Source organism: Nonomuraea angiospora (assembly GCF_014873145.1).
In the GTDB taxonomy this organism is placed as follows: domain Bacteria; phylum Actinomycetota; class Actinomycetes; order Streptosporangiales; family Streptosporangiaceae; genus Nonomuraea; species Nonomuraea angiospora.
On sequence record NZ_JADBEK010000001.1, the window covers coordinates 11,599,804 to 11,619,142 of the forward strand.

General features: G+C 70.6%; 17 protein-coding genes. 6 read left to right on the forward strand and 11 right to left on the reverse strand.

Features of this window, described 5'->3' with window-relative positions; genetic code table 11:
- Nucleotides 1-81 precede the first annotated feature (81 nt).
- Both H4W80_RS62105 and H4W80_RS53210 read left to right on the forward strand, forming a co-directional pair.
- Entirely contained in the window at nucleotides 82-2,478 is a 2,397-nt protein-coding gene (locus tag H4W80_RS62105; protein WP_225964170.1) for a histidine kinase, read from the forward strand.
- On the forward strand, nucleotides 2,475-3,137 hold the full coding sequence (locus H4W80_RS53210; RefSeq protein WP_192792033.1) for a response regulator: 663 nt from the start codon (nucleotides 2,475-2,477) through the stop codon (nucleotides 3,135-3,137). Before H4W80_RS62105 ends, H4W80_RS53210 begins: the two co-directional genes overlap by 4 nt.
- Nucleotides 3,138-3,339: 202 nt before the next feature.
- Here H4W80_RS53210 and H4W80_RS53215 read toward each other — a convergent pair whose 3' ends face one another.
- The 5 genes from H4W80_RS53215 to H4W80_RS53235 all read right to left on the reverse strand — a co-directional run bounded on the left by H4W80_RS53215 (nucleotide 3,340) and on the right by H4W80_RS53235 (nucleotide 10,398).
- Complete coding sequence (locus H4W80_RS53215) at nucleotides 3,340-4,185, reverse strand: pentapeptide repeat-containing protein (RefSeq protein ID WP_192792034.1); 846 nt, start codon at nucleotides 4,183-4,185, stop codon at nucleotides 3,340-3,342.
- A gap of 121 nt (nucleotides 4,186-4,306) precedes the next feature.
- Nucleotides 4,307-6,079 carry an NAD+ synthase gene (locus H4W80_RS53220; protein ID WP_192792035.1) on the reverse strand — a complete coding sequence of 591 codons (1,773 nt, stop codon included), beginning with the start codon at nucleotides 6,077-6,079 and terminating at the stop codon, nucleotides 4,307-4,309.
- A 33-nt stretch (nucleotides 6,080-6,112) separates the two neighbouring features.
- On the reverse strand, nucleotides 6,113-7,684 hold the full coding sequence (locus tag H4W80_RS63205) for a BTAD domain-containing putative transcriptional regulator (RefSeq protein ID WP_192792036.1): 1,572 nt from the start codon (nucleotides 7,682-7,684) through the stop codon (nucleotides 6,113-6,115).
- A gap of 235 nt (nucleotides 7,685-7,919) precedes the next feature.
- Nucleotides 7,920-9,185, reverse strand: a complete 1,266-nt coding sequence (locus tag H4W80_RS53230) for an RNA-guided endonuclease InsQ/TnpB family protein (protein ID WP_318787495.1) — start codon at nucleotides 9,183-9,185, stop codon at nucleotides 7,920-7,922.
- 64 nt (nucleotides 9,186-9,249) lie between these two features.
- Complete coding sequence (locus tag H4W80_RS53235; protein WP_225964171.1) at nucleotides 9,250-10,398, reverse strand: MDR family MFS transporter; 1,149 nt, start codon at nucleotides 10,396-10,398, stop codon at nucleotides 9,250-9,252.
- A 103-nt stretch (nucleotides 10,399-10,501) separates the two neighbouring features.
- On the opposite strand from H4W80_RS53235, the gene H4W80_RS53240 reads away from it, so the two are divergent.
- Complete coding sequence (locus H4W80_RS53240) at nucleotides 10,502-11,467, forward strand: DUF5937 family protein (RefSeq protein WP_192792038.1); 966 nt, start codon at nucleotides 10,502-10,504, stop codon at nucleotides 11,465-11,467.
- Here H4W80_RS53240 and H4W80_RS53245 read toward each other — a convergent pair.
- Entirely contained in the window at nucleotides 11,458-12,471 is a 1,014-nt protein-coding gene (locus H4W80_RS53245; protein ID WP_318787496.1) for a terpene synthase family protein, read from the reverse strand. The genes H4W80_RS53240 and H4W80_RS53245 overlap by 10 nt on opposite strands.
- A 20-nt stretch (nucleotides 12,472-12,491) precedes the next feature.
- Nucleotides 12,492-13,037, reverse strand: coding sequence for an EF-hand domain-containing protein (locus tag H4W80_RS53250; RefSeq protein WP_192792040.1), 546 nt, complete (start codon nucleotides 13,035-13,037; stop codon nucleotides 12,492-12,494).
- 153 nt (nucleotides 13,038-13,190) lie between these two features.
- Here H4W80_RS53250 and glnA point away from each other — a divergent pair, with 153 nt between their 5' ends.
- A complete protein-coding gene (glnA, locus tag H4W80_RS53255; protein ID WP_192792041.1) occupies nucleotides 13,191-14,552 on the forward strand; it encodes a type I glutamate--ammonia ligase in 1,362 nt (453 codons plus the stop codon).
- Here the strand turns inward: glnA and H4W80_RS53260 are convergent.
- Nucleotides 14,549-14,899 (reverse strand): YciI family protein, encoded by a 351-nt coding sequence (locus H4W80_RS53260; RefSeq protein WP_192792042.1) that lies wholly within the window; start codon nucleotides 14,897-14,899, stop codon nucleotides 14,549-14,551. The genes glnA and H4W80_RS53260 overlap by 4 nt on opposite strands.
- A 70-nt stretch (nucleotides 14,900-14,969) precedes the next feature.
- On the reverse strand, nucleotides 14,970-15,545 hold the full coding sequence (locus tag H4W80_RS53265) for an AAA family ATPase (RefSeq protein ID WP_225964173.1): 576 nt from the start codon (nucleotides 15,543-15,545) through the stop codon (nucleotides 14,970-14,972).
- Nucleotides 15,546-15,944: 399 nt separating this feature from the next.
- Between H4W80_RS53265 and H4W80_RS53270 the strand changes: the two genes are divergently transcribed.
- Nucleotides 15,945-16,658: a PaaI family thioesterase gene (locus tag H4W80_RS53270; RefSeq protein WP_192792044.1), complete on the forward strand. Its 714-nt coding sequence runs from the start codon at nucleotides 15,945-15,947 to the stop codon at nucleotides 16,656-16,658.
- A 280-nt stretch (nucleotides 16,659-16,938) separates the two neighbouring features.
- Here the strand turns inward: H4W80_RS53270 and H4W80_RS53275 are convergent, their stop codons facing one another.
- Nucleotides 16,939-17,799, reverse strand: a complete 861-nt coding sequence (locus H4W80_RS53275; RefSeq protein ID WP_192792045.1) for an alpha/beta hydrolase — start codon at nucleotides 17,797-17,799, stop codon at nucleotides 16,939-16,941.
- Nucleotides 17,800-17,882: 83 nt separating this feature from the next.
- Between H4W80_RS53275 and H4W80_RS53280 the strand changes: the two genes are divergently transcribed.
- On the forward strand, nucleotides 17,883-18,566 hold the full coding sequence (locus H4W80_RS53280; protein WP_192792046.1) for a type 1 glutamine amidotransferase: 684 nt from the start codon (nucleotides 17,883-17,885) through the stop codon (nucleotides 18,564-18,566).
- Here H4W80_RS53280 and H4W80_RS53285 read toward each other — a convergent pair.
- On the reverse strand, nucleotides 18,544-19,281 hold the full coding sequence (locus H4W80_RS53285; protein WP_192792047.1) for an HXXEE domain-containing protein: 738 nt from the start codon (nucleotides 19,279-19,281) through the stop codon (nucleotides 18,544-18,546). The genes H4W80_RS53280 and H4W80_RS53285 overlap by 23 nt on opposite strands.
- Nucleotides 19,282-19,339: the final 58 nt, after the last annotated feature.

Genomic DNA, 19,339 nt, shown 5'->3' on the forward strand with positions numbered 1-19,339 from the left:
ATTCCAACGCCTCCGGGTGGACCCAAGATGTACGACCGTGGTCCGATGCCCCGCCCAACATCACGCAGCTACCATCGGCCCATGCAGGTCACCCCACCCCTCCCGCTGCTGAGGCGAGTGCCGTCCGGCCTCTGGACGGCGCTGGCCTGGTGTGCGGGCCTGGCGCTCACGTTCCTGATGCGCGTCAGGCTGCCAGGTGAGGCGGAGCCCGCCTACAGCCCCGGCGCGTTGCTCTACCACTGGGACGGCCTGTCTTTCCTGATCGTGGCCACCGCGCTGGTCGTGACAGGCAGCACCCTGCTGGCCCGCCGCCCACTCCCGGCCCTGACCCTGCTGCTGGCCGCCTCCGCCGTGGCGTGCATGCCGCTGGGCGTAGGAGAGATCCCTTCGGCCCAGTTCCTGGCGGTCGACGCCGCCCTCTACTTCATCGCCGCCACTGCCCCACGCCGTACGAGCATCGCCGCCATCACCATTTCGCTCATCACGCTGGCGGGCTATCTAGGGACGCGGCTGCTCTTCGGGTGGGTCGTCGGGACCTCGGCGGAGCTCGCCGTCGCCATGACGGCCGTCATCGCATGGCTGGTCGGCCGCTCGGTGCACCAGGCCCATGTCCACGCCGAGAGCCTGCGCGTCCAGGCCACCGCCCAAGCCATCACCAGCGAACGTCTCCGGATCGCCCGCGAGCTCCACGACATGGTCGCGCACAGCATCGGCATCATCGCCCTGCAGGCAGGTGCCGCCCGGCGAGTGATCGACACTCAGCCCGTGCGCGCCCGCGAAGCGCTGGGCGAGATCGAGACGGTCGGCCGCGAGACACTGTCAGGCCTACGCCGGATGCTCGGCGCCCTCCGCCACCCCGAGCCAACCCACCCACGAGAGACGACGCCCGTTACTCACCTCATTCCAGTCCGACCACCGCAGAGCGAGTCGTTCGGCCGCTCCGTGTCGGCCGACCAGCAACCGGGCGCCGTGCCCAATCCGGCCCGACCATCGCAGCGCGAGTCGTCGGACCGCTTCCTGTCGGCCGACCAGCAACCGGGCGTCCTGCCCATTCCAGCCCAGCCATCGCAGCGCGAGTCGTCCGGCCCCTCCATGCCGGTCGACCAGCAACCGGGCGTCCTGCCCAATCCGGTCCGACCATTGCAGAGCGAGTCGTCCGGCCGCTCCATGCCGGTCGACCAGCAACCGGGCGCGCTGTCCGATCGGCCCGCACTGACCGAGCAGCGACCGGACGCGTCGGTCAGCAGGTACGCGTCAGTCGGGCCGCCGCAGCGGACGTCCGGTCACTCCGAATCGGTCCAGGTGCCGCCAGCTGTGTCTCTCGGTCCACCCGAATCGGGCCCCGCACCTTCGACTGCCCCGTTCGACTCGGGCCTGGCCCCTTTCGGCTCGGGTCTGGTCCCGCTTGGCCCGGACCTGGCCCCGGCCGGGCTGAGCGGCCTGGAGCGGCTTGCCGCGACGACGACGGCCGCCGGTGTTCAGGTCCAGGTGCGCTGGCGGGGTGTACGACGTCCGCTCCCTCCGGAGATCGACATGTCCGCCTACCGCATTGTCCAGGAGGCCGTCACCAACGTCACCCGCCATGCCGAGCACCCGTCGTGCCAGGTGACCGTCGACTTCGGTGATGAGGAGCTGGCCATCGAGGTCATCGACCCCGCACCTAGCCCTGACCCGAGCCTTCCCCTGGATCCCAGCCCGGATCTTTGCTCGAACCCCGGCCCGGATCTTTGCTCGGACACCAGCCCGGGCCTTTCTTCGGACTCCGGCCCGGGCCTTTCGTCGGGCCGCAGCTCGGGTCTTTCTTCGGGCGGTAGTCTGGATCTTTCCTTGGACTCCGGTTCGGGGCTTTTCGCGGGCCGCAGTCCAGGTCTTTCCTTGGGCTCCGGTTCGGGGCCTTCCTCAGACCGCAGTCCGGGTCCTTCCTCGGGCCGTAGTTTGGCTCTTTCCTCGGAGCCCAGTCCGGTTCTTTCCTTGGACTCCGCTCCGGGGTTTTTCACGGGCCGCAGTCCGGGTCTTTCCTTGGGCTCCGGTTCGGCGCTTTCCTCAGACCGCAGTCCGGATCTTTCCTCGGACTCTGATTCGGGGCCTTCCACAGGCTGCAGTCCGGGTGTTTCCTTGGGCTTCGATTCGGGTCCTTCGCCGGACCTCAGCCGGGACATTGCCGCAGCCCCGGCTTGCGATCTCAAGCCCGCCGCCGACCGTAGTTCCCGCTCCGTCCCCAGCTCCGCCCCCAGTTCCGACGCCAGCCTCAGCTCGGGTTCTGGTCCTGGTCTCGGTGCTGTTCCTGCCCACAACTCAGGCTCTGGTGCTGGGCGTCGGTTTGGGGGTGGCCGGGGGCGTAAGGCGGGGGTTGGGTATGGTCTGGTCGGGATGCGTGAACGAGTGGGTCTGTTGAATGGCGTCTTCTATGCCGGGCCTCGCCAGGAAGGCGGTTTTCGGGTGGTGGCGCGCCTGCCCGTACCGGCGCGGGTGCGATGAACGTCCGTGTACTGCTGGCCGATGACCAGCCGCTCATTCGGACCGCGCTGCAGATGGTCATCACTGACGCACCGGATCTTGAGCTCGTCGGCGAGGCGGGAACGGGTACGGAGGCGGTTCGCCTGACCGAGGAGCTGCGGCCCGATGTCGTGGTGATGGACATCCGCATGCCTGGCATGGACGGCATTGAGGCCACCCGCTTGATCACGGCCGGTCCCACCGATGCCCGCGTCATCGTCCTGACGACGTTCGACGAGGACGATTACGTGTACGGGGCGTTGCGGTCCGGGGCGTCCGGGTTTCTCGTCAAGGACATGGCGCTTGATGACATTCTTGCGGCGATTCGCGTGGTCGCTGCTGGAGATGCCCTGATCGCGCCTAGTGTCACCCGTCGGCTGATCGAGGAGTTCGCCGCTCGCCCTCAGCCCGGTCCGCGCCATCGGTCCCTCGACGGCATCACCGACCGGGAACGCGAGGTGCTGACCCTCATCGCTCGTGGGCTGTCCAACACGGAGATCGCCACCGATCTGGTTCTGAGCGTTGCCACGGTCAAGGCGTACGTGTCGAGGCTGCTGACCAAGCTGCACGCCCGTGACCGCGTTCAGCTCGTCATCATCGCCTACGAGGCGGGCCTGGTGTCAGCGTCCAGTGGCGGATAGGTCCCGCTAAGGGGGATAGGGTTGCTCGCTCCGAAACCACGTCACCCAGCAAGTGACCCCCTCCCCACGCGGGGAAACCCTCCGCCAAACAGCCGCCGGAAACCACATCACCAGCAAGGGACCCTCTCTCCACTGGAAAATCGCCGGCCAAAACGCGCCAGGAACCACATCACACCCAGAGGCGTCTGGTGAGAGGCTTTCTCTACTTCCGCGTTGGCGGCGTCTTCCGGTCCAGAGCCGGCAGGCCCAGGGCGCCTTCCAGGTGGGCCTTGCGGAAGGTTGTGCCGTCCAGTTGGGCGCCGGTGAAGTCGGCCTGGCGGAGGTCGGCGCCGGTGAAGTCGGCTGTGCGGAGGTCCGCGCCGGTGAAGCGGGCTTGAGGCAGGACGGCGTTCTTGAAGTGGGCCGTACGGAGGTCCGCATTGGTGAAGTGTGCCTGGGGCAGGGTGGCGTCCGTGAAGTCGATGCCGCGCAGGTCCGTGCCGGACAGGTCGGTGGAGCGGAGGGTGACGCCGTCGGCGGCCACGGGGCCGGTGGAGACGGGGCCGCGGTCGGACTTGCGGTCGCGGCGGCCGAGCACGGTCAGGGCGGCCTCGACGGTCAGGTGGGGGCGGGGCGTCGCCTGGCCACGGGCACGGTCCTGCAGGTAGGCGGCGATGCTCAGCGTCACCTTCCAGGCGAAGGACGGCGCCTCGTGGGCGATGTCCTCCAGCTCGTAGAGGCCCTGGACGCGGGCGCTGGAGTCGCTGGACCTGAGGTCCTTCAGCGCCTTGTCGTAGCGCGCCTGAAACTGCTTCTGCATCTCGAGCGAGACGGTCTGGGAGCTGAAGTAGAACGTCCCGACCAGGCCGGCCAGGGAGAGCGCGACGGTGACGAGCGAGCCGACCTGCATGAGCATCGTCCGGGTGGCGGTCACCGCCTCGGCCCGCTGGTCCGGCGCGAGCGCTTTGACGTCCGCGGTCATCCGGCGGGTGACGGGGCCGAGCAGCGCCCCGACGGCCACGGCCGAGCCGGCGACCACCACCCCGAGCACGATCATCAGAAATGTCATGTTGCGCCTCTTCCGCTGACAAGGCCCGGCGTCCCGAAGGGTCGGCCGGGCCATATTAGCGGAGCGGTAATGGCTATTTCTTGGGTTGATCGTCGTGTTGAGATATAAGGGTTATGGCCGTTTAATCGGTGGTTTCGCGCCATCTGTTGGTGATGGGGAGGCGGCGGTCGCGGCCGAAGTTCTTCGGGGTGATCTTGGGGCCGGGCGGATACTGGCGACGCTTGTACTCGGCCAGGTCGACCAGCCTGATGACCCTCGTGACCAGCTCCGGATCGTGGCCGGCCGCGATGAGCTCCTTCGAGCCCATGTCCTTCTCCACGTAATCGTCCAGCAGGCGGTCGAGGATTTCGTAAGGCGGGAGGGAGTCGGTGTCGCGCTGGTCGGGGCGGAGTTCGGCGCTCGGCTCCTTGGTGATGGAATTTTCGGGAATGGGGGTTTTCGCGTCGAGCAGGAATTGTGGCAGCGAATTGGCGTTGCGCCACCTCGACAGTTCCCACACCATCGTCTTCGGGACGTCCTTGATGGGGGCGAAGCCGCCGGCCGAGTCGCCGTAGAGGGTGGAGTAGCCCGTCGCCAGCTCGCTCTTGTTGCCGGTCGTCAGGACCAGGTGGCCGTGCTGGTTGGACAGGCCCATGAGGATCATGCCGCGTACCCTCGCCTGGAGGTTCTCGGCCGCCAGGCCCGAGAGCTCGATCTCCTTCTCGAAGGCGTCGACGATGTCGGCGATCGGGGCGATCCGGGAGTTGACGCCCTGCCTGCGGACGAGTTCCTCGGCGTCGGCCAGGGAGTGGTCCGAGGAGTATCGGGAGGGCATGAGCACCACGTTGACGCGCGAGGGGCCGATGGCGTCGGAGGCGATGGTGGCGGTCAGGGCCGAGTCGATGCCGCCGGACAGTCCCAGGATGACCGACTGGAAGCCGTTCTTGGCCACGTAGTCGCGCACCGCCAGGACCAGGGCCGCGTACACCTCGCCGTGCAGGTCCAGGTGCTCCGCGATCGTCGCGGGCGCCGGCTCGTACGGCTCCACGGGGTCCTGAGAGAGCACCAGGCGCTCGACGGTGATGGTGGAGCCGTCACCCGCGTCGTACGGGAAGGAGCCCGTCTCGGCGTCCGAGACCGGCAGCTCCAGGTCGACCGTCAGCAGCTCCTCCCGGAACTGGCCCGCCCGCGCCACCAGCTCGCCCGAGGCGTCCACCACGATCGAGTCGCCGTCGAAGACCAGCTCGTCCTGGCCGCCGACCTGGTTGACGTAGACGAGGGCGCAGCCTGCCTCGCGTGCCCGGCGCGCGCACAGCTCGAGGCGTACGTCGTCCTTCTCCTTCTCGTACGGCGAGGCGTTCGGCGAGATCAGCAGCCCGGCGCCCGCCTGGCCCACGACGGCCACGGGGCCGCCCTCCTGCCAGAGGTCCTCGCACACCGCGATCGCCACGTCCACGCCGTGCAGCCGGAAGATCGGCAGCCGGTCGCCGCGCACGAAGTAGCGGTATTCGTCGAACACCCCGTAGTTGGGCAGATGGTGCTTGGCCGTGCGGGTCACCACCTCGCCCTTGTGGAGCAGCGCGGCCGCGTCCAGCGGGGCGCCCTTCGGCTGGCCGACCCGGGGCGCCAGTCCGGCGCGGTCGACGTAGCCGACCACCACCGGCAGGTCGCCCAGGCCCTCCCGCTCCAGCCTGCGCGCCACCTCCTCCAGGGTCCGGATGCTGGCGTCCACGAAGGACGTACGCAGCACCAGGTCCTCCACGGGATAGCCGGTGAGGAACATCTCGGTGAAGACGACAAGATGGGCGCCGCGGTCGGCGGCGTCGCGGGTCCACGCGATCAGCCGCTCGGCGTTGCCGTCAAGGTCGCCGACGGACGGGTTCATCTGGGCCAGGGCGATACGCAGTTGTGCCACGTCGCCAAGCCTAGTACGGCGCGATTTTTATCGTCAAAGCGACGAAAAGGAACTCTTTTCGCCGGGTGTAACAAAACCTGACTCGTACGCGGCCATAACCAGCTGCGCCCGGTCGAACAGCCCGAGATGCTCCAAGAGCGACTTGACCATGAGGGCCACCTCCTCCTCGGACAAGGAGAGCGTCTGGCCGATCTGGCGGTTCGTCAGGCCGCGGGCGACGAGTTTCAGCACGTCGAGCTGGGAGTCGGCGAGCCCGGCCAGCGCCGGGGGAGAGTCCGGGTCGACGCGTCCCGCGAAGCCCGCGATCAGCCGGGTCGTGATCGTCGGGTCGATGAGCGCGTCCCCGGCGGACGCGGCCCTGATCGCGGCCAGGAACTGCTCGGGAGCCGACGTTTTCAGGATGAATCCGCTCACTCCCGCCCGCAACGCCGCATAAAGGTTCTCGTCGCTGCCGAACGTGGTCATCATGATCACCTTCGGCGGCCGGGTTTCGGACAGGATGCGGCGGGCGGCGGCCAGGCCGTCCAGGTGGGGCATCTGGATGTCGAGCAGCACCACGTCGGGGCCGGTCTCGGCCACGAGCGCGATGGCCTCCTCGCCGTTGGTCGCCTCACCGACCATCGTCACCCCCGGCTCGGATTCCAGCATCGCCCGCACGCCCGCCCGTACGAGCGCCTGGTCGTCGGCCACCACGACCCGCAGCGCCGGCGCGGCGTCGGAAACGGCGGCGGATCCAGCGGCGGCGGACCTAGCGACGGCGGGCCCAGCGGCGGCGTGTCCAGCGACGGCGTGCCCAGTTACGGCGGCGTGCCCAGCGGCGGGGGTCTCCGCCGGAAGGTGTGGCCGCCCGTCGGGGGCGGGGGACTCCAGGCGTTGGGCGAGCATGTCGGCCTCCAGGCGCTGCAGCCCCGCCGACAGGTCGAGGCCCAGCTCGTCCCGCCACACCGACCGCGCCCTGCGCAGCGCCGCCAGCGCGTCGCCCTGGCGGCCCAGCCCGTACAGGGCCGTGGCGAGCAGCCGCCACGCCTCCTCCCGCAGCGGGTACGCCGACGCGTGCGCCTCCAGGTCGGCCACCAGCGACGTCGCCCGACCCAGAGCGAGGCCCGCCCCGGCCCGGCGCTCGACGGCGATCAGGCGCAGCTCCTCCAGCCGGCCCGCCTCCGTCGCGGCCCAGCTCAGCTCGCCGAACTCGGCCAGCGCGGGCCCCCGCCACAGCTCCAGCGCCGTGTCCATGGCCGCCCACACCCGGCCCGGGTCGCCTTCCGACTTCACCAGGGCCTCGAACCGCCACGCGTCCACCTGCTCGGTCGCGGCCCGCAGGGCGTATCCGGGCGGCGCGGAGACCAGCACGCGGGCCTCCTCGCGGGGTGCGCGATCGGGTTCGAGGGCGCGGCGCAGGCGGGAGACGTACCCCTGAATGGTGGACAGGGCCTGTGCGGGCGGCGCGCCCGGCCAGAGCTCGTCGATGAGGGTGTTCACGGGCACGGCGCGGCCGCCGGCGACGAGCAGGCGCGCGAGCACCGCCCGCTGCCGCTGGCCGCCGAGATCGAGAGGGGCGCCGTCGGCCCAGGCCTGGAACGGTCCCAGCGCGGTGAATGTCAGCATGTCACACCCTGCTGGGAGTCCGAACGGCATACGCATCGCCAGTTCCTCTGCGGGGGTTACCGGTGAGGAACATCTTGGTGAAGACGACGAAGTGGGCTCCGTGTTCGGCGGTCAGGTCGCCGATGAGGGTGTTCGCGTGTGCCACGCGCCAAGCCTAGGCATGTCAGGCGTAACTTTGAACTCCTCCCCGGGGGCTAGAAGCCCGAAGGCCGGAGATTCTCCCGTCACGTCGCAGTCAAGCAGCGTGCGGGGGTTGACGCTTCGTAGACCGGGTAACCCCGAGGTCTCCACGTCCTGGCACCGCAGTCCCTGCGGCGTTTCTGATATTGATCGCGGCGTTGGTGTCGGCATGGCCGCCCCATCCGCAACCAGGATTTCTGCACGAGAACATCACCCCGGCCCGGTTGTCGGGCTCGCAGTGGCCGCACCGGTGGCAGGTCAGTGAGGTGCCCGGCGCGGGAACCTTGACGACGCGCCCGGCCCGATCGGCGCTCTTGTACTCCAAGAAGGCGACGGTCCGCCCCCACGCCTCAGCGGCGATCGCTCGGTTCAGTCCGGACTTCTGTGCCACATTGACGCCGGGCCGTCCGGTGGTGCCCTTGGCCGAACGCAGCATGCTGGTGATCTTCAATTCTTCCACCATGATCTTGCTGAACGTGCCGGCCAGTTCGGTGGTGGTCTGGTGCTGCCAGTCCAAGGTACGGCGCTTGGCTTTCGCGCGGACCTTGGCGATCTTGGCGTAGGTGCGGGCCAATCGACGAGAGATCGGCCCGCCGTGGACATGACTGCGGCGCTGGCGGGCACTCTTCTTCTCCAAGCGGCGCAGGTGCTCACGCTCACCGTCGCTGAGCCAGGGACCGTGCTCGCGCATGGTCCCGTCGGAGAGCGCCAGGGCGACGTTGATGCCTCGGTCGATCCCCACCTGCGGGCCGGGATGCTCGGCAGAGCGCGGCGTCGTGAGCATCTCGGCGCGGAACATGATGTTCCACCCGTACGCGTCCTTGACCAGGCGGGCTCCAGTGATCCGCCCGGCGGGACCCCCCTTGGTGACGCCAGGAAGATCCTTGGTCCAACGGAATCTCGTCCGGCCGATCTTGGGTAGGTTGACCGCGCCCCATCGCCGGTTGAGTCGTCTGACCTGCAGGTCTCGTGCTTGGGGGACGTCGACCGCCAACCGCGTCCGGCGGGATTTGAACGTGGGCCGCTTGGCGGGATGGTCGGGGTTGAAGAAGTTCGTCCACGCCTGTCGGTAGTTCTTCAGCACCGACTGAGCGGCCTGAGCGGGAAGTCGCCCCACCCAGTCAATTTCATGGCGGGCCTGCCTGATCGCCCGATCACACTCTGCCGACGTGGGGAACAGGCCTTGGCGGAAGGTGAAGTACTCATGCAGCAGGTTCCACAGCGCTCGGGCGGTATGCGCTTGACTGTCCAACGCAACCACCTGGGCCGTGCTCAGATCAAGACGCGCTACATGCGCCCGCCTCCGCGCTACCAACTCCACAGCGTGATCATATCGACGGTTTGTGTTACGCCAACGGGTTTCGCGCCATGCGGTAGGCGTCCTCTCAACGCTGCCTGATTGCCGGTCCGAGCAGCAGCATGCCCGCCGCCGACAGCACCCCCACCCCGCCGATCGTGAACCACAGAGCCTGGGAGCCGACCTCCAGCAGCGGCCCGCCGACCAGCGGCGCCAGCATCGCCGCCAGCGACCACGAGAACCCGAACAGCCCCGAATACCGCCCCCGCAGCTCCGGCGGCGCCAGCGTGGCCACGACCGCGCCCGGGATGCCCGCCGTGATGACCTCGCCCGCCGTCCACACCACGATCGTCACCACCAGTCCCAGGGTGCTCTCGACGAACGCCGTCATCGCGAACCCGAGCGCCATCACCGACAGCCCCAGCGCGAACATGCGGGCGGGGTCCCGGCGCCCCAGCCACCCCGACACCAGGGGCTGGACGATGACGATCAGGATCCCGTTCAGGGCCATGGCCACCCCGAACTCCCCGGCCGACAGCCCCACGACCTTCGTCATCGCCACCGGCAGCATGGTGTACGTCTGCGCGTAGACCAGCGCGTTGCCCAGCGCCACGAGCGTGAACCCGACCATCACCCGGTCCCGCAGCACCACGCCGAACCCGCCCCCGGACTCCCGGGCCGCCGGCCTGGTCTCGGGGACGGCCCGCCACACCAGCACGGCGAAGACCACGCCGGACAGCGCGTCGATCCAGAACAACCAGAGGAACCCGAAGCTCGCCAGCCAGCCCCCGGCCGTCACGCCGACCGCGTACCCGAGGTTGATCCCCCAGAACAGCAGCCCGTACGCCCGGGGCCGCTCCTCGGGCGAGACCAGGTCCGCGACGAGGGCGGCCGAGGCGGGCCGGTAGACGTCCATCACCAGGCCGAGCATGAGCATCGAGGCCACGATCGCCGGCAGCGAGGAGCTGTATCCGAGCGCCAGCATGGTCGCGGCCGTGGCCAGCATCCCGCCCGACAGCGTGGCGCGGCGCCCGATCCGGTCGGTGAGCACCCCCGCGACCAGCTGCGACAGCAGCGAGCCCACCCCGAACACGCCCATCACCAGGCCCGCCGCGGCCACCGACAGGCCGCGGCTCTGCGTCAGGTAGACGCCGGTGAAGGGCATGACCATGGTGCCCAGGCGGTTCACCACCGTGCCGCCCCAAAGGGCCCAGAAGGCGCGGGGCAGCCCGCCCATCTGGGACCGGAAAAACGACCTTGGCTGAAGAGTTGTGCTCGACACGCCACAAGCCTGATATGCCGCGTTTGTGGGGGCGAACGATTTAGTGCAGGCTAAAAGCATGTCGGTCGAGTGGGTGCTGAAGCCGGAGGACGTGGCCCGGATCCGGTTCGCGTTCTCGCCGATGTGGGAGCTGGTCGCCAGCCTGCGCACCCTGCAGGGGCCGGCCAGGCAGTCGATCCACCTGCCCTGGCTCAAGGCCGTGCGCCCCCGCCTGGCGGCGCTCGACCTGGCCGAGCTGTTCGCGCTCGTGCCCCCGAGCGGCTACATGGCCGACTTCATCACGCCGCCGCCCGACACGCCGATGCCGGAGTTCGCCGCCGAGCTGGAGCGGGTCAGGAGCGCGGATCCCGGGCGGGCCCGCGAGGAGGCGGCGAAGATCGTGGGGACCGACCCGGCCGTGCTGGAGCGGTTCATGGCCGACCCCGAGGCGGGCGTGGCCAGGGTCGCCGCCACGCTGGAGGCGTACTGGGAGGCGTGCTTCGCGGAGTTCTGGCCCCGCGTGTACGGGCTGCTGGAGCGCGACGTGCTGCGCCGGTCACGGCAGCTCGCCCAGGGCGGGGCGCGCGAGCTGTTCGCCGCGCTCGATCCGGCCGTGGTGTGGACGGGGGAGCGGCTGCTCATCGACCGGCCCTGGTGCGAGGCGGGCGGCCTGCACGGCGACGGGCTGGTGCTGGTGCCCAGCGCGTTCTGGGGGCCGGCGGCCGTGGCGGTGATGACGGCGCCGTACCAGTCGATGCTGGTCTACCCCGTGCTCGGCGTCGGCACGCTGTGGGAGCAGGGCCCGCCGCCCGCGCCCGGCGCGCTCGCCGCGCTGATCGGCAGGAGCCGGGCGCAGATCCTGCTCGCCCTCGCCGAGCCCGCCACGACCTCGGCCCTGGCCGCGCGCATGGCGCTCACGCCCGGCGCGGTCAGCCAGCACCTGGGGGTGCTCAGCGGCGGCGGACTCACGGTGGGGATGCGGGTCGGCAAGCAGGTCGTCTACCGCCGCACCCCCACGGGCGACACGCTGGCGGGTCACGCGTAGCGCTTGGACTCCAGCAGCCAGTCGAGGTGGGCGCGCGGCGCCGCCAGGTACGCGCAGGCGACCTTGCTGACGTCCCTCGCCTCCTTCGGCTCCAGATCCTCCAGCGGCAGCCGCCTGGCGGCCTTGTGCATGTCCTGGCAGCGCGCCGCGATCCGGTCGAGCACCCAGGCCGTCGCCTCCCGCTCGCCCAGCCCGAGCTGGCGCATCGCGAGCACCACGAAGTTGTGCACGTCGCCGCGCTCCTTGGGCCGCGAGGCCACGTCGTTGCACCACGCCGTGACGTCGCTGCACGCGCTCACGAGCTGCTGCCACGCCTCGCACTCGTGCACCCACCCGGGCACCTCGACGCGCAGGCACGGCTCGACCAGGTCATAGAGGTACGGGCCCACGGTGCCCCTGCGCAGCGCCGGATATTCCTCCAGCGTCGGCATCCGGCCGGCCGCCCGGTTGTCGGCCTCCGTACGGCACGCGTCGTGCTGGCGCCGCAGCCCGACCGCGAACCTGGCCCGCCACCGGTCGCTCATCCGCGCGCTCGTCACCCGCCACAGATCCGCGAACGCCGCCTCCAGCGGATGCCGGGCCGCGCCCCTGAGCATGCCGTCGAAGATGTCCAGCGGGCACGAGCCCTCGTCCAGCTCGTCGTCCAGGTGGAACAGCCACGTCAGCCACTGCGCGAACAGCGCCGCCGCGGCCGCGTCGAACTCGGCGAACGCCCGGCCCGCCATCCGGTGGTAGCCCACGCCCGGGGCGGCCCGCAGCCCGGTCCTCCTGGCCCAGTCGATGACCGCGGCCTCGATCGCGTACACGGCCGGGTGCATCCGGCACGGGGCCGCCATCGCGGGCACCCGCTCGGTGAGCGGCAGCAGCGCCATCGCCGCCGAGCCGCCCCTGCGCGGCAGCGGCAGCACCGAGGTCAGGGCCGAACGCAGCGCGGTACGCACCGTCGCGAACACGGTGGTGCTCGCGGTGGTGGTGTTGTCGGTGCTCTTCACAGCGGTCTTCACGCCGGTCCTCATGCCCGCCTTCACAGCGGGCCGAAGAGCCAGTTGCCCGCGGCGTTGGGGTCGGCGCCGCGGTAGTAGTCGGAGGCGGCCAGGACCAGCTCGTCCGCGGTGAGCGTGCCCCTGCCCGAGCGGTCGAGGCGGTCGAAGGCCACGTCGACGTCGTCGTACGCCACGCCGAACGCGCTCAGCAAGGTGCGGAACTCGCCCGGCCCGATCTCCCCGTCGCCGTCGCCGTCGCACAGTTCGGCGACCGCCACCGTCGCGGGTCTGAACACCGTGTCGTACTGGTCGCCCGTGACGAACGCCGCCACCATCCCGGCGCGGAAGTCCGGGCGCGCGATGCCGAAGTCGACGTCGCGCTCGAGCGCCTTCGACAGCGCCGACCAGATCTCGTCGAAGCCGTCGACGAGGCTGGCCCCGGTGACCGAGGTGGGGGACTCCCCGAAGCCCACCAGGATGCGGGCGCCCAGACCCAGCAGGTCCTCCCGCTCGACGACGCCGTTGCCGCTCGCGTCGATGTGGTCGAATGCCCGATCTAGCTTGTGATTGAGCAGGTCGATAGCCACCAATGCCTCCCCCGAGACTGACTGCGTGATCACAGTAAGCTCGGGGCGGGGCCTTTGTCAGCGAGGCTCGCACCGGCACCCCCCGTAACGTGTGCGAAACACGGGCGCGGCATGCTGGTAGCTGGACCTGTAGTGACAGATAGAGGGGACGCCGTGGACCGCCAGCAGGAGTTCGTGCTCCGCACGCTCGAGGAACGCGACATCCGGTTCATCCGGCTGTGGTTCACTGACGTGCTCGGTTTCCTCAAGTCAGTGGCCATCGCCCCGGCCGAGCTGGAAGGCGCGTTCGCCGAGGGCATAGGTTTCGACGGCTCGGCCATCGAGGGTTTCGCGCGGGTCTACGAGTCCGACATGCTCGCCAAGCCCGACCCGGCCACGTTCCAGATCCTGCCCTGGCGCAGCGAGACGCCGGGCGCGGGCCGCATCTTCTGCGACATCCTGATGCCGGACGGCTCGCCGTCGCACGCAGACCCGCGCTGGGTGCTCAAGCGCACGCTCGCCAAGTGCGCCGACATGGGCTTCACCTTCTACACCCACCCGGAGATCGAGTTCTTCCTGCTGAAGAACCGCCCGGAAGCCGGCGCGCGGCCCGAGCCGATCGACTCCGGCGGCTACTTCGACCACACGCCGCACAGCGCGGGCCACGACTTCAGGCGCCAGGCGGTGCTGATGCTGGAGTCGATGGGCATCTCGGTGGAGTTCAGCCACCATGAGGGCGCCCCGGGCCAGCAGGAGATCGACCTGCGTTACGCCGACGCGCTGACCACGGCCGACAACATCATGACCTTCCGCCTGGTCATGAAGGAGGTCGCCCTGGAGCAGGGCATCTGGGCCTCCTTCATGCCCAAGCCGTTCACCGAGCACCCCGGCTCCGGCATGCACACCCACATGTCGCTGTTCGAGGGCGACCGCAACGCCTTCTACGAGGCCGGGTCCGAATACCGGCTGTCCAAGATCGGCCGATCGTTCATCGCCGGGCTGCTCAAGCACGCCGCCGAGATCACCGCCATCACCAACCAGTGGGTCAACTCCTACAAGCGGCTCTGGGGCGGCGCCGAGGCCATCGCGGGTCAGGGCGGCGAGGCGCCCTCCTACGTGTGCTGGGGCCACAACAACCGCTCCGCCCTGGTCCGGGTGCCGATGTACAAGCCGCACAAGGGCGGCTCGACGCGGATCGAGTTCAGGTCGCTCGACTCGGCGTGCAACCCCTACCTCGCCTTCGCGCTGATCCTGGCCGCCGGCCTGAAGGGCATCGAGGAGGGCTACGAGCTGCCCGCCGCCGCCGAGGACAACGTGTGGACGCTGACCAGCGCCGAGCGGCGGGCCCTCGGCATCCAGCCGCTGCCCGGCTCCCTCAACGACGCGATCGCGGTGATGGAGCAGAGCGAGCTGGTGGCCGAGACGCTCGGGGAGCACGTCTTCGACTTCTTCCTGCGCAACAAGCGCGCGGAGTGGCGCGAATACCGGCGGCACGTCACCGAGTTCGAGCTCGGCCGCTACCTGCCGGTGCTCTAGACGCCTCCCTGAAACTCGCGGACCTCGATGGGCAGCAGGGCCACGGCCCCGGCCAGCTTGCGGGCCCATTCCAGGGCCGCGTCCAGGTCGGGCGCCTTGATGATCGTGAAACCGCCGATGTGCTCCTTGCCCTCCACGTAAGGGCCGTCGGTGGTGAGCGGCTCGCCGTCGCGCATCCGCACCACGCGGGCGTCGGAGGGTGACTGGAGCGCGCCCGAGAAGACCCAGACGCCCGCCTCCCGCATCTCCTGCTCGACGGCGCCGAGGTCGCGCATGATCGGGTCGAGGATCTCGGGCGGGGGCGGGGGCCCGTCGGGCTGGTGCATGCTGAGCACGTACTGCTTCATGTGACTTTCCTTTCCGTCACCTCTCACACGAACGCGGTGCGGCCGTATCGACATCCGGCGCGCGCAAATCTCATCGCGTGCGCGTCGGCGTCCGGTCGAACACGATCTCCTGCAGCCGCCCCGCCTGGACCCGGTCGACGATGAACGCGCCGGCGGCGGGCCCGGGGTCGCCGGACTTCACCCTGGCCGACAGGCTCTCCCACCTGCGCTGATGGCGCGCGAACGTCCGGGGCGCGACCACCCGGCCCCTGGCCACCTGCCCCGCCAGCGCCTCCTGCGGCGGCGCGTCGAGCAGGAGCAGGTGGAAGCTCGCGCGGTGCCTGCGGGCCAGCCAGGCGAAACCCCGCAGCACGTACGGCGCGCAGCCCCGGTTGTGGGCGACGATCGAGTGTCCCAGGGCCAGGGCGCGGCGGATGCGGCTCAGGTGGGTGACGAAGACCACGGCGCGGCGTAACGGGCCGGGGGCCCAGCCGAGCCGCTCGTGCCAGTGCTGCTTGGACTGGTAGGTGTCGATCACCACGACCGTTCCGACGGTGACGGGCAGGCTCTCCGCGCCGTGCAGGCCGTACAGGCGCCGCAGCAGCGTGGTCTTCCCCGCCCCCGGCAGCCCCGTCAAGATGACCAGCGACCCCGGCGGAAACCGCAACCTCGCCGCCTGCACAGACCCACCCCCGCTTCTCTCGTGTTGCTTACAGCTTCTCCGAGGTTGGCCCCGGATGCGCACTTCGGATCGGGCGGTTTGGTCACGGGGCGAGGGAAACCCGGGATAGGGTAAAGGGAACGCCTTGATCGGCCTCACATCGGGGAAGCCCGGAGTGGGGCCGATTTTCGTTGCTTCTAACCTCCGAGTCACATCCCGGCGATGTGTGACGCATAGCGTGTCGGTGGGTGGGAAGTTTCGGGCCCCTTCGAGGCGTTATGTGGTGGTGTCGATCAGCCTCAGGACCCCCGAGATCTGGTGAAACCGGGCGTCGAGTAAAATCGGCCTGCTTCTATTGACATTTCTGGACTTGTCGCCGTATGCGGCGATATTGGAGGGTGTGGCATGACGACGTCTGCCCTGCAGACAGTGCTGACGGTTCCCGAGCGCTTCCGGGGCCCGGCGGGGGTCGCCAACGGCGGCTGGATCGCGGGCACCATGGCGGAGGCGCTGAACGGGGGCCGATCAGCGGTCGAGGTCACGTTGCATGCGCCGACCCCTTTGCGAACCGAGTTGCGCCTGGAGCACGTCGCCAACTCCGTCTCCCTCTACGACGGCGACAAGCTGCTGGTCGAGGCCATCCCCGTGGCCGAGGACCTGGAGGGTCCGGGGTTCGTGCCGTTCAACGACGCCGCCCGCGCGGAGGCGGGGTTCGTGGGGCTGAAGGCGCACCCGTTCGCCGAGTGCTTCGCCTGCGGGCTGCGCGAGCCGGGTGACGGCCTGCGCATCTTCCCCGGCCCGGTGGAGGGCACGGACCTGGTGGCGGCCGGCTGGCGGGTGCCGTTCACGGTGACGGGCGAGGACGGCGTGCCCGCCTCGATCGTGGGCGCCGTGCTCGACTGCATCACCGGCTGGGCGCACTTCGGCCCGGGGGAGAGCGCGCTGCTCGGCCGCCTGGCCGTGCAGATCCACCGCCCGGTCTACCCCGGCGGCCGCTACTCCGTCGTGGCCCGCCCGACCGGCCGTGACGGCCGCAAGATGTACGGCCAGAGCGCCATCTACGAGGCGGACGGCACGCTGGTCGCCGCCGCTCGCGCCACGTGGATCGCTCCACGCTGACCTGCGGTCCCGGCGATTTCCTGAACGGCCCCTGAGCACGGCTCGGGGGCCGTTTCCGCGTCCACCCGCCGATCCCCGGCAGCGCTGACTCCCGCCCGGCTCGCGTCCGCCCGCCCGCCCGCCCGGCTCGCGCCTGCCCGTCGGCCCGGAAGGACGGTCGGGTGCGCGATACCGAGCGGCGTGCGCGGGTTCGGCGGTGCGGCGATATGCGGATGTGGCGCCGCTCGGGCCGCGGTGGCAGGCCCCGCCCGGCGCGTTTTCAGGTCAGGACGGCGCGGTGTCAGGACGGGGTGGTGAGGTGGGTGACGAGGGATGAGACGCAGCGGTCGTCGAACAGGATCGTGTAGTGGTTGCAGTCCGGGATCACCTCGTCCCGCAGCCCCGGGAGGCGGGCCACCCAGGGGCGGACCAGGTCGTCGGGCAGCATGCCGACGTCCTGGTTGAGCAGGCCGCGCGGCGCCCTGAGGAGGGAGAGCGGTGAGGTGATGGCGGTCAGGGCGGCGGCGATGGCCTCCGACTCCAGGCGCAGCCAGCGGCCGTCCTGCAGCACCGCCTCCGGGGCCACGCGTGACCTGAGCGCCCCGTCCGGGCCCGTCAGGTCATAGCGGACATACGCCTCCACGTCGGCGTTCCAGTGGCCGGCGAAGGCCGGATGCGCCTTGAAGAAGTCGACGTAGGCGTCCGCGGTGGGGAACGTCTGGCGCAGCCGGGCCAGCGCCGGCCCGAGCGTGGCCTCCATCGCCTCGTCGGCGTCCACCCCCTCGGGCAGCGGAGGGAAGGGCAGGCCGCCGTCCACCAGCACGACCCGCGCGAAGTCCCGCTCCGCGGCGGCCAGGGCGGCCACGTACGCGCCCATCGAGTGCCCCGTCAGCACCGCCTCCGGGCCCGCGCCCACGTGGTCGGCGACGCGCAGCACGTCCTCGGCGTGTCTCGGCAGCCCGTACGGCCCGGGCAGCGAGGCGCTGTGCCCGCGGCCGCGCAGGTCCATGGCGACCATCGACCACTCCTCGGGCAGCCGCCGCGCCACCGCGCCCCAGGCCATCAGGGAGGCCGTGATCCCGTGGACCGCGATGATCGAACGCGGTCCCGTGCCGAACGTGGCGATCCGCAGACCGCCGACATCGTCCAACTCGAAGCTCATGGTCGGAGCTTAGGCATCCGGGTGATCGGCACGCAGGAGGAAGGTGTGGGGAATTGTAGCGATATTCCGGATAATGCCCTGATATGCGTATCACCGTTGTTCAGCACGAGGACGAGGCCGGGCTCGGATACCTCGGTGACTGGCTGGGGCTGCCCTGTGACGTCGTCCGGCCGTACCTCGGCGAGGAGATCCCCGCGCGCCCGGCGGACGGGCTGATCGTGCTCGGCGGTGCGGCGGCCGCCTGGGAGGACGAGCGAAGCCCCTGGCAGCCCGCCACCCGCCACCTGCTGCGCCGGGCCGTGGATGAGGGCACGCCCACGCTGGCCATCTGCCTGGGGGCGCAGTTGATGACCATGGCCTGCGGCGGCACCGTCGAGCGGGGGACGAACGGGCTCGAAGTGGGCGCCCGCGAGGTGGTCGCGCTGCCCGCGGCGGCCGATGACCGGCTGCTGGCGGGGGTCGGGACGGCCGTGACCGTCCAGTACCACCAGGACGCGATGACGCGGCTGCCCGACGGGGCGGTGCCGCTGATGACCGGGGCGCAGTATCCGAACCAGGCCTACCGGCTCGGGGAGGCCGCGTGGGCGATCCAGTTCCACCCCGAGGCCACGCCGGAGATCTTCACGTCCTGGACCGACGGGTCGGGACTGGACGCGGCCGAGGAGCTCAACACCGAGGTCAAGGCCGCCGAGAGCGCGCTCGTGGCCACCTGGCGGCCGGTGGCGGAGGCGTTCGCGGAGGTGGTCAGGACCGCCGGCCGCGCCTGAACCACCGCGTCCGCCCGGCCACGGCCGGATCCGGGCGGGCGGCCGTCCGGGTCGCCGCGGTGCCGCGAGGTGGGGCGTCCTCGGCCCCGTGTGAGGGGGCGGCCGTCCGGGTCGCCGCGGTGCCGCGAGGCGGCGTGCCCTCGGTCCTGTGTGAGCGGGCGGCCGTCCGGCTTGCTGCGGTGCCGCGAGGCGGGGGGCCTTCGGGGTCGGGTGAGCGGGGGCGGGTCAGGGCGTGGGCCGCGGTGTGGACGCCGGCCAGCACGACCGGGAGCGCGGCCAGGCCCGCCCAGCCCGACGCCCCCGTCCGTACCGGCACGCCTTCGGCCCGCAGCCGCCGCCAGGCCCACACCGAGAACGGGATGACCACCACGGGCGCGGTCACCGCCCCCGGCGTGTAGCCGCGCGTCACCGCCGCCTGCGCCAGGTGCATCACCCCGTGCGCCCCGAACCCCAGCAGCGCCGCCTGGAACACCGGGCTCCGCCCGCCCGTACGCGCCCCCAGCGCCGAGGCCCCCGCCATCACCCCGCCCATGAGCCCGATGGCCACGTTCACGTGCCGCTGCGAGACCTCCAGCCGCTCCCACGGCACCCATGGCAGCCGCTCCTCCAGCCGGGGCCGGGCCGAACGCGTCCAGCCCGCCATGGTCGCCAGCTCCTCCACGTCGTGCACCGCCCACGCGGCCAGCAGGCCCCACGTGACGGCAGAGGGAACCATTCGCCGATCACCTCCTCAAAATGCAACGCAACGTTGCGTTTCTAGGCTATCGCCGAAG

Coding starts and splice junctions, on each gene's coding strand:
- H4W80_RS53280 (WP_192792046.1), top strand. CDS start 17,883: ATGCGTATCACCGTTGTTCAGCACGAGGACGAGGCCGGGCTCGGATAC.
- H4W80_RS53240 (WP_192792038.1), top strand. CDS start 10,502: ATGTCGGTCGAGTGGGTGCTGAAGCCGGAGGACGTGGCCCGGATCCGG.
- H4W80_RS53285 (WP_192792047.1), bottom strand. CDS start 19,281: ATGGTTCCCTCTGCCGTCACGTGGGGCCTGCTGGCCGCGTGGGCGGTG.
- H4W80_RS53215 (WP_192792034.1), bottom strand. CDS start 4,185: ATGACATTTCTGATGATCGTGCTCGGGGTGGTGGTCGCCGGCTCGGCC.
- H4W80_RS53210 (WP_192792033.1), top strand. CDS start 2,475: ATGAACGTCCGTGTACTGCTGGCCGATGACCAGCCGCTCATTCGGACC.
- H4W80_RS53260 (WP_192792042.1), bottom strand. CDS start 14,899: ATGAAGCAGTACGTGCTCAGCATGCACCAGCCCGACGGGCCCCCGCCC.
- H4W80_RS63205 (WP_192792036.1), bottom strand. CDS start 7,684: ATGCTGACATTCACCGCGCTGGGACCGTTCCAGGCCTGGGCCGACGGC.
- H4W80_RS53235 (WP_225964171.1), bottom strand. CDS start 10,398: ATGGGCGGGCTGCCCCGCGCCTTCTGGGCCCTTTGGGGCGGCACGGTG.
- H4W80_RS53275 (WP_192792045.1), bottom strand. CDS start 17,799: ATGAGCTTCGAGTTGGACGATGTCGGCGGTCTGCGGATCGCCACGTTC.
- H4W80_RS53270 (WP_192792044.1), top strand. CDS start 15,945: ATGACGACGTCTGCCCTGCAGACAGTGCTGACGGTTCCCGAGCGCTTC.
- H4W80_RS62105 (WP_225964170.1), top strand. CDS start 82: ATGCAGGTCACCCCACCCCTCCCGCTGCTGAGGCGAGTGCCGTCCGGC.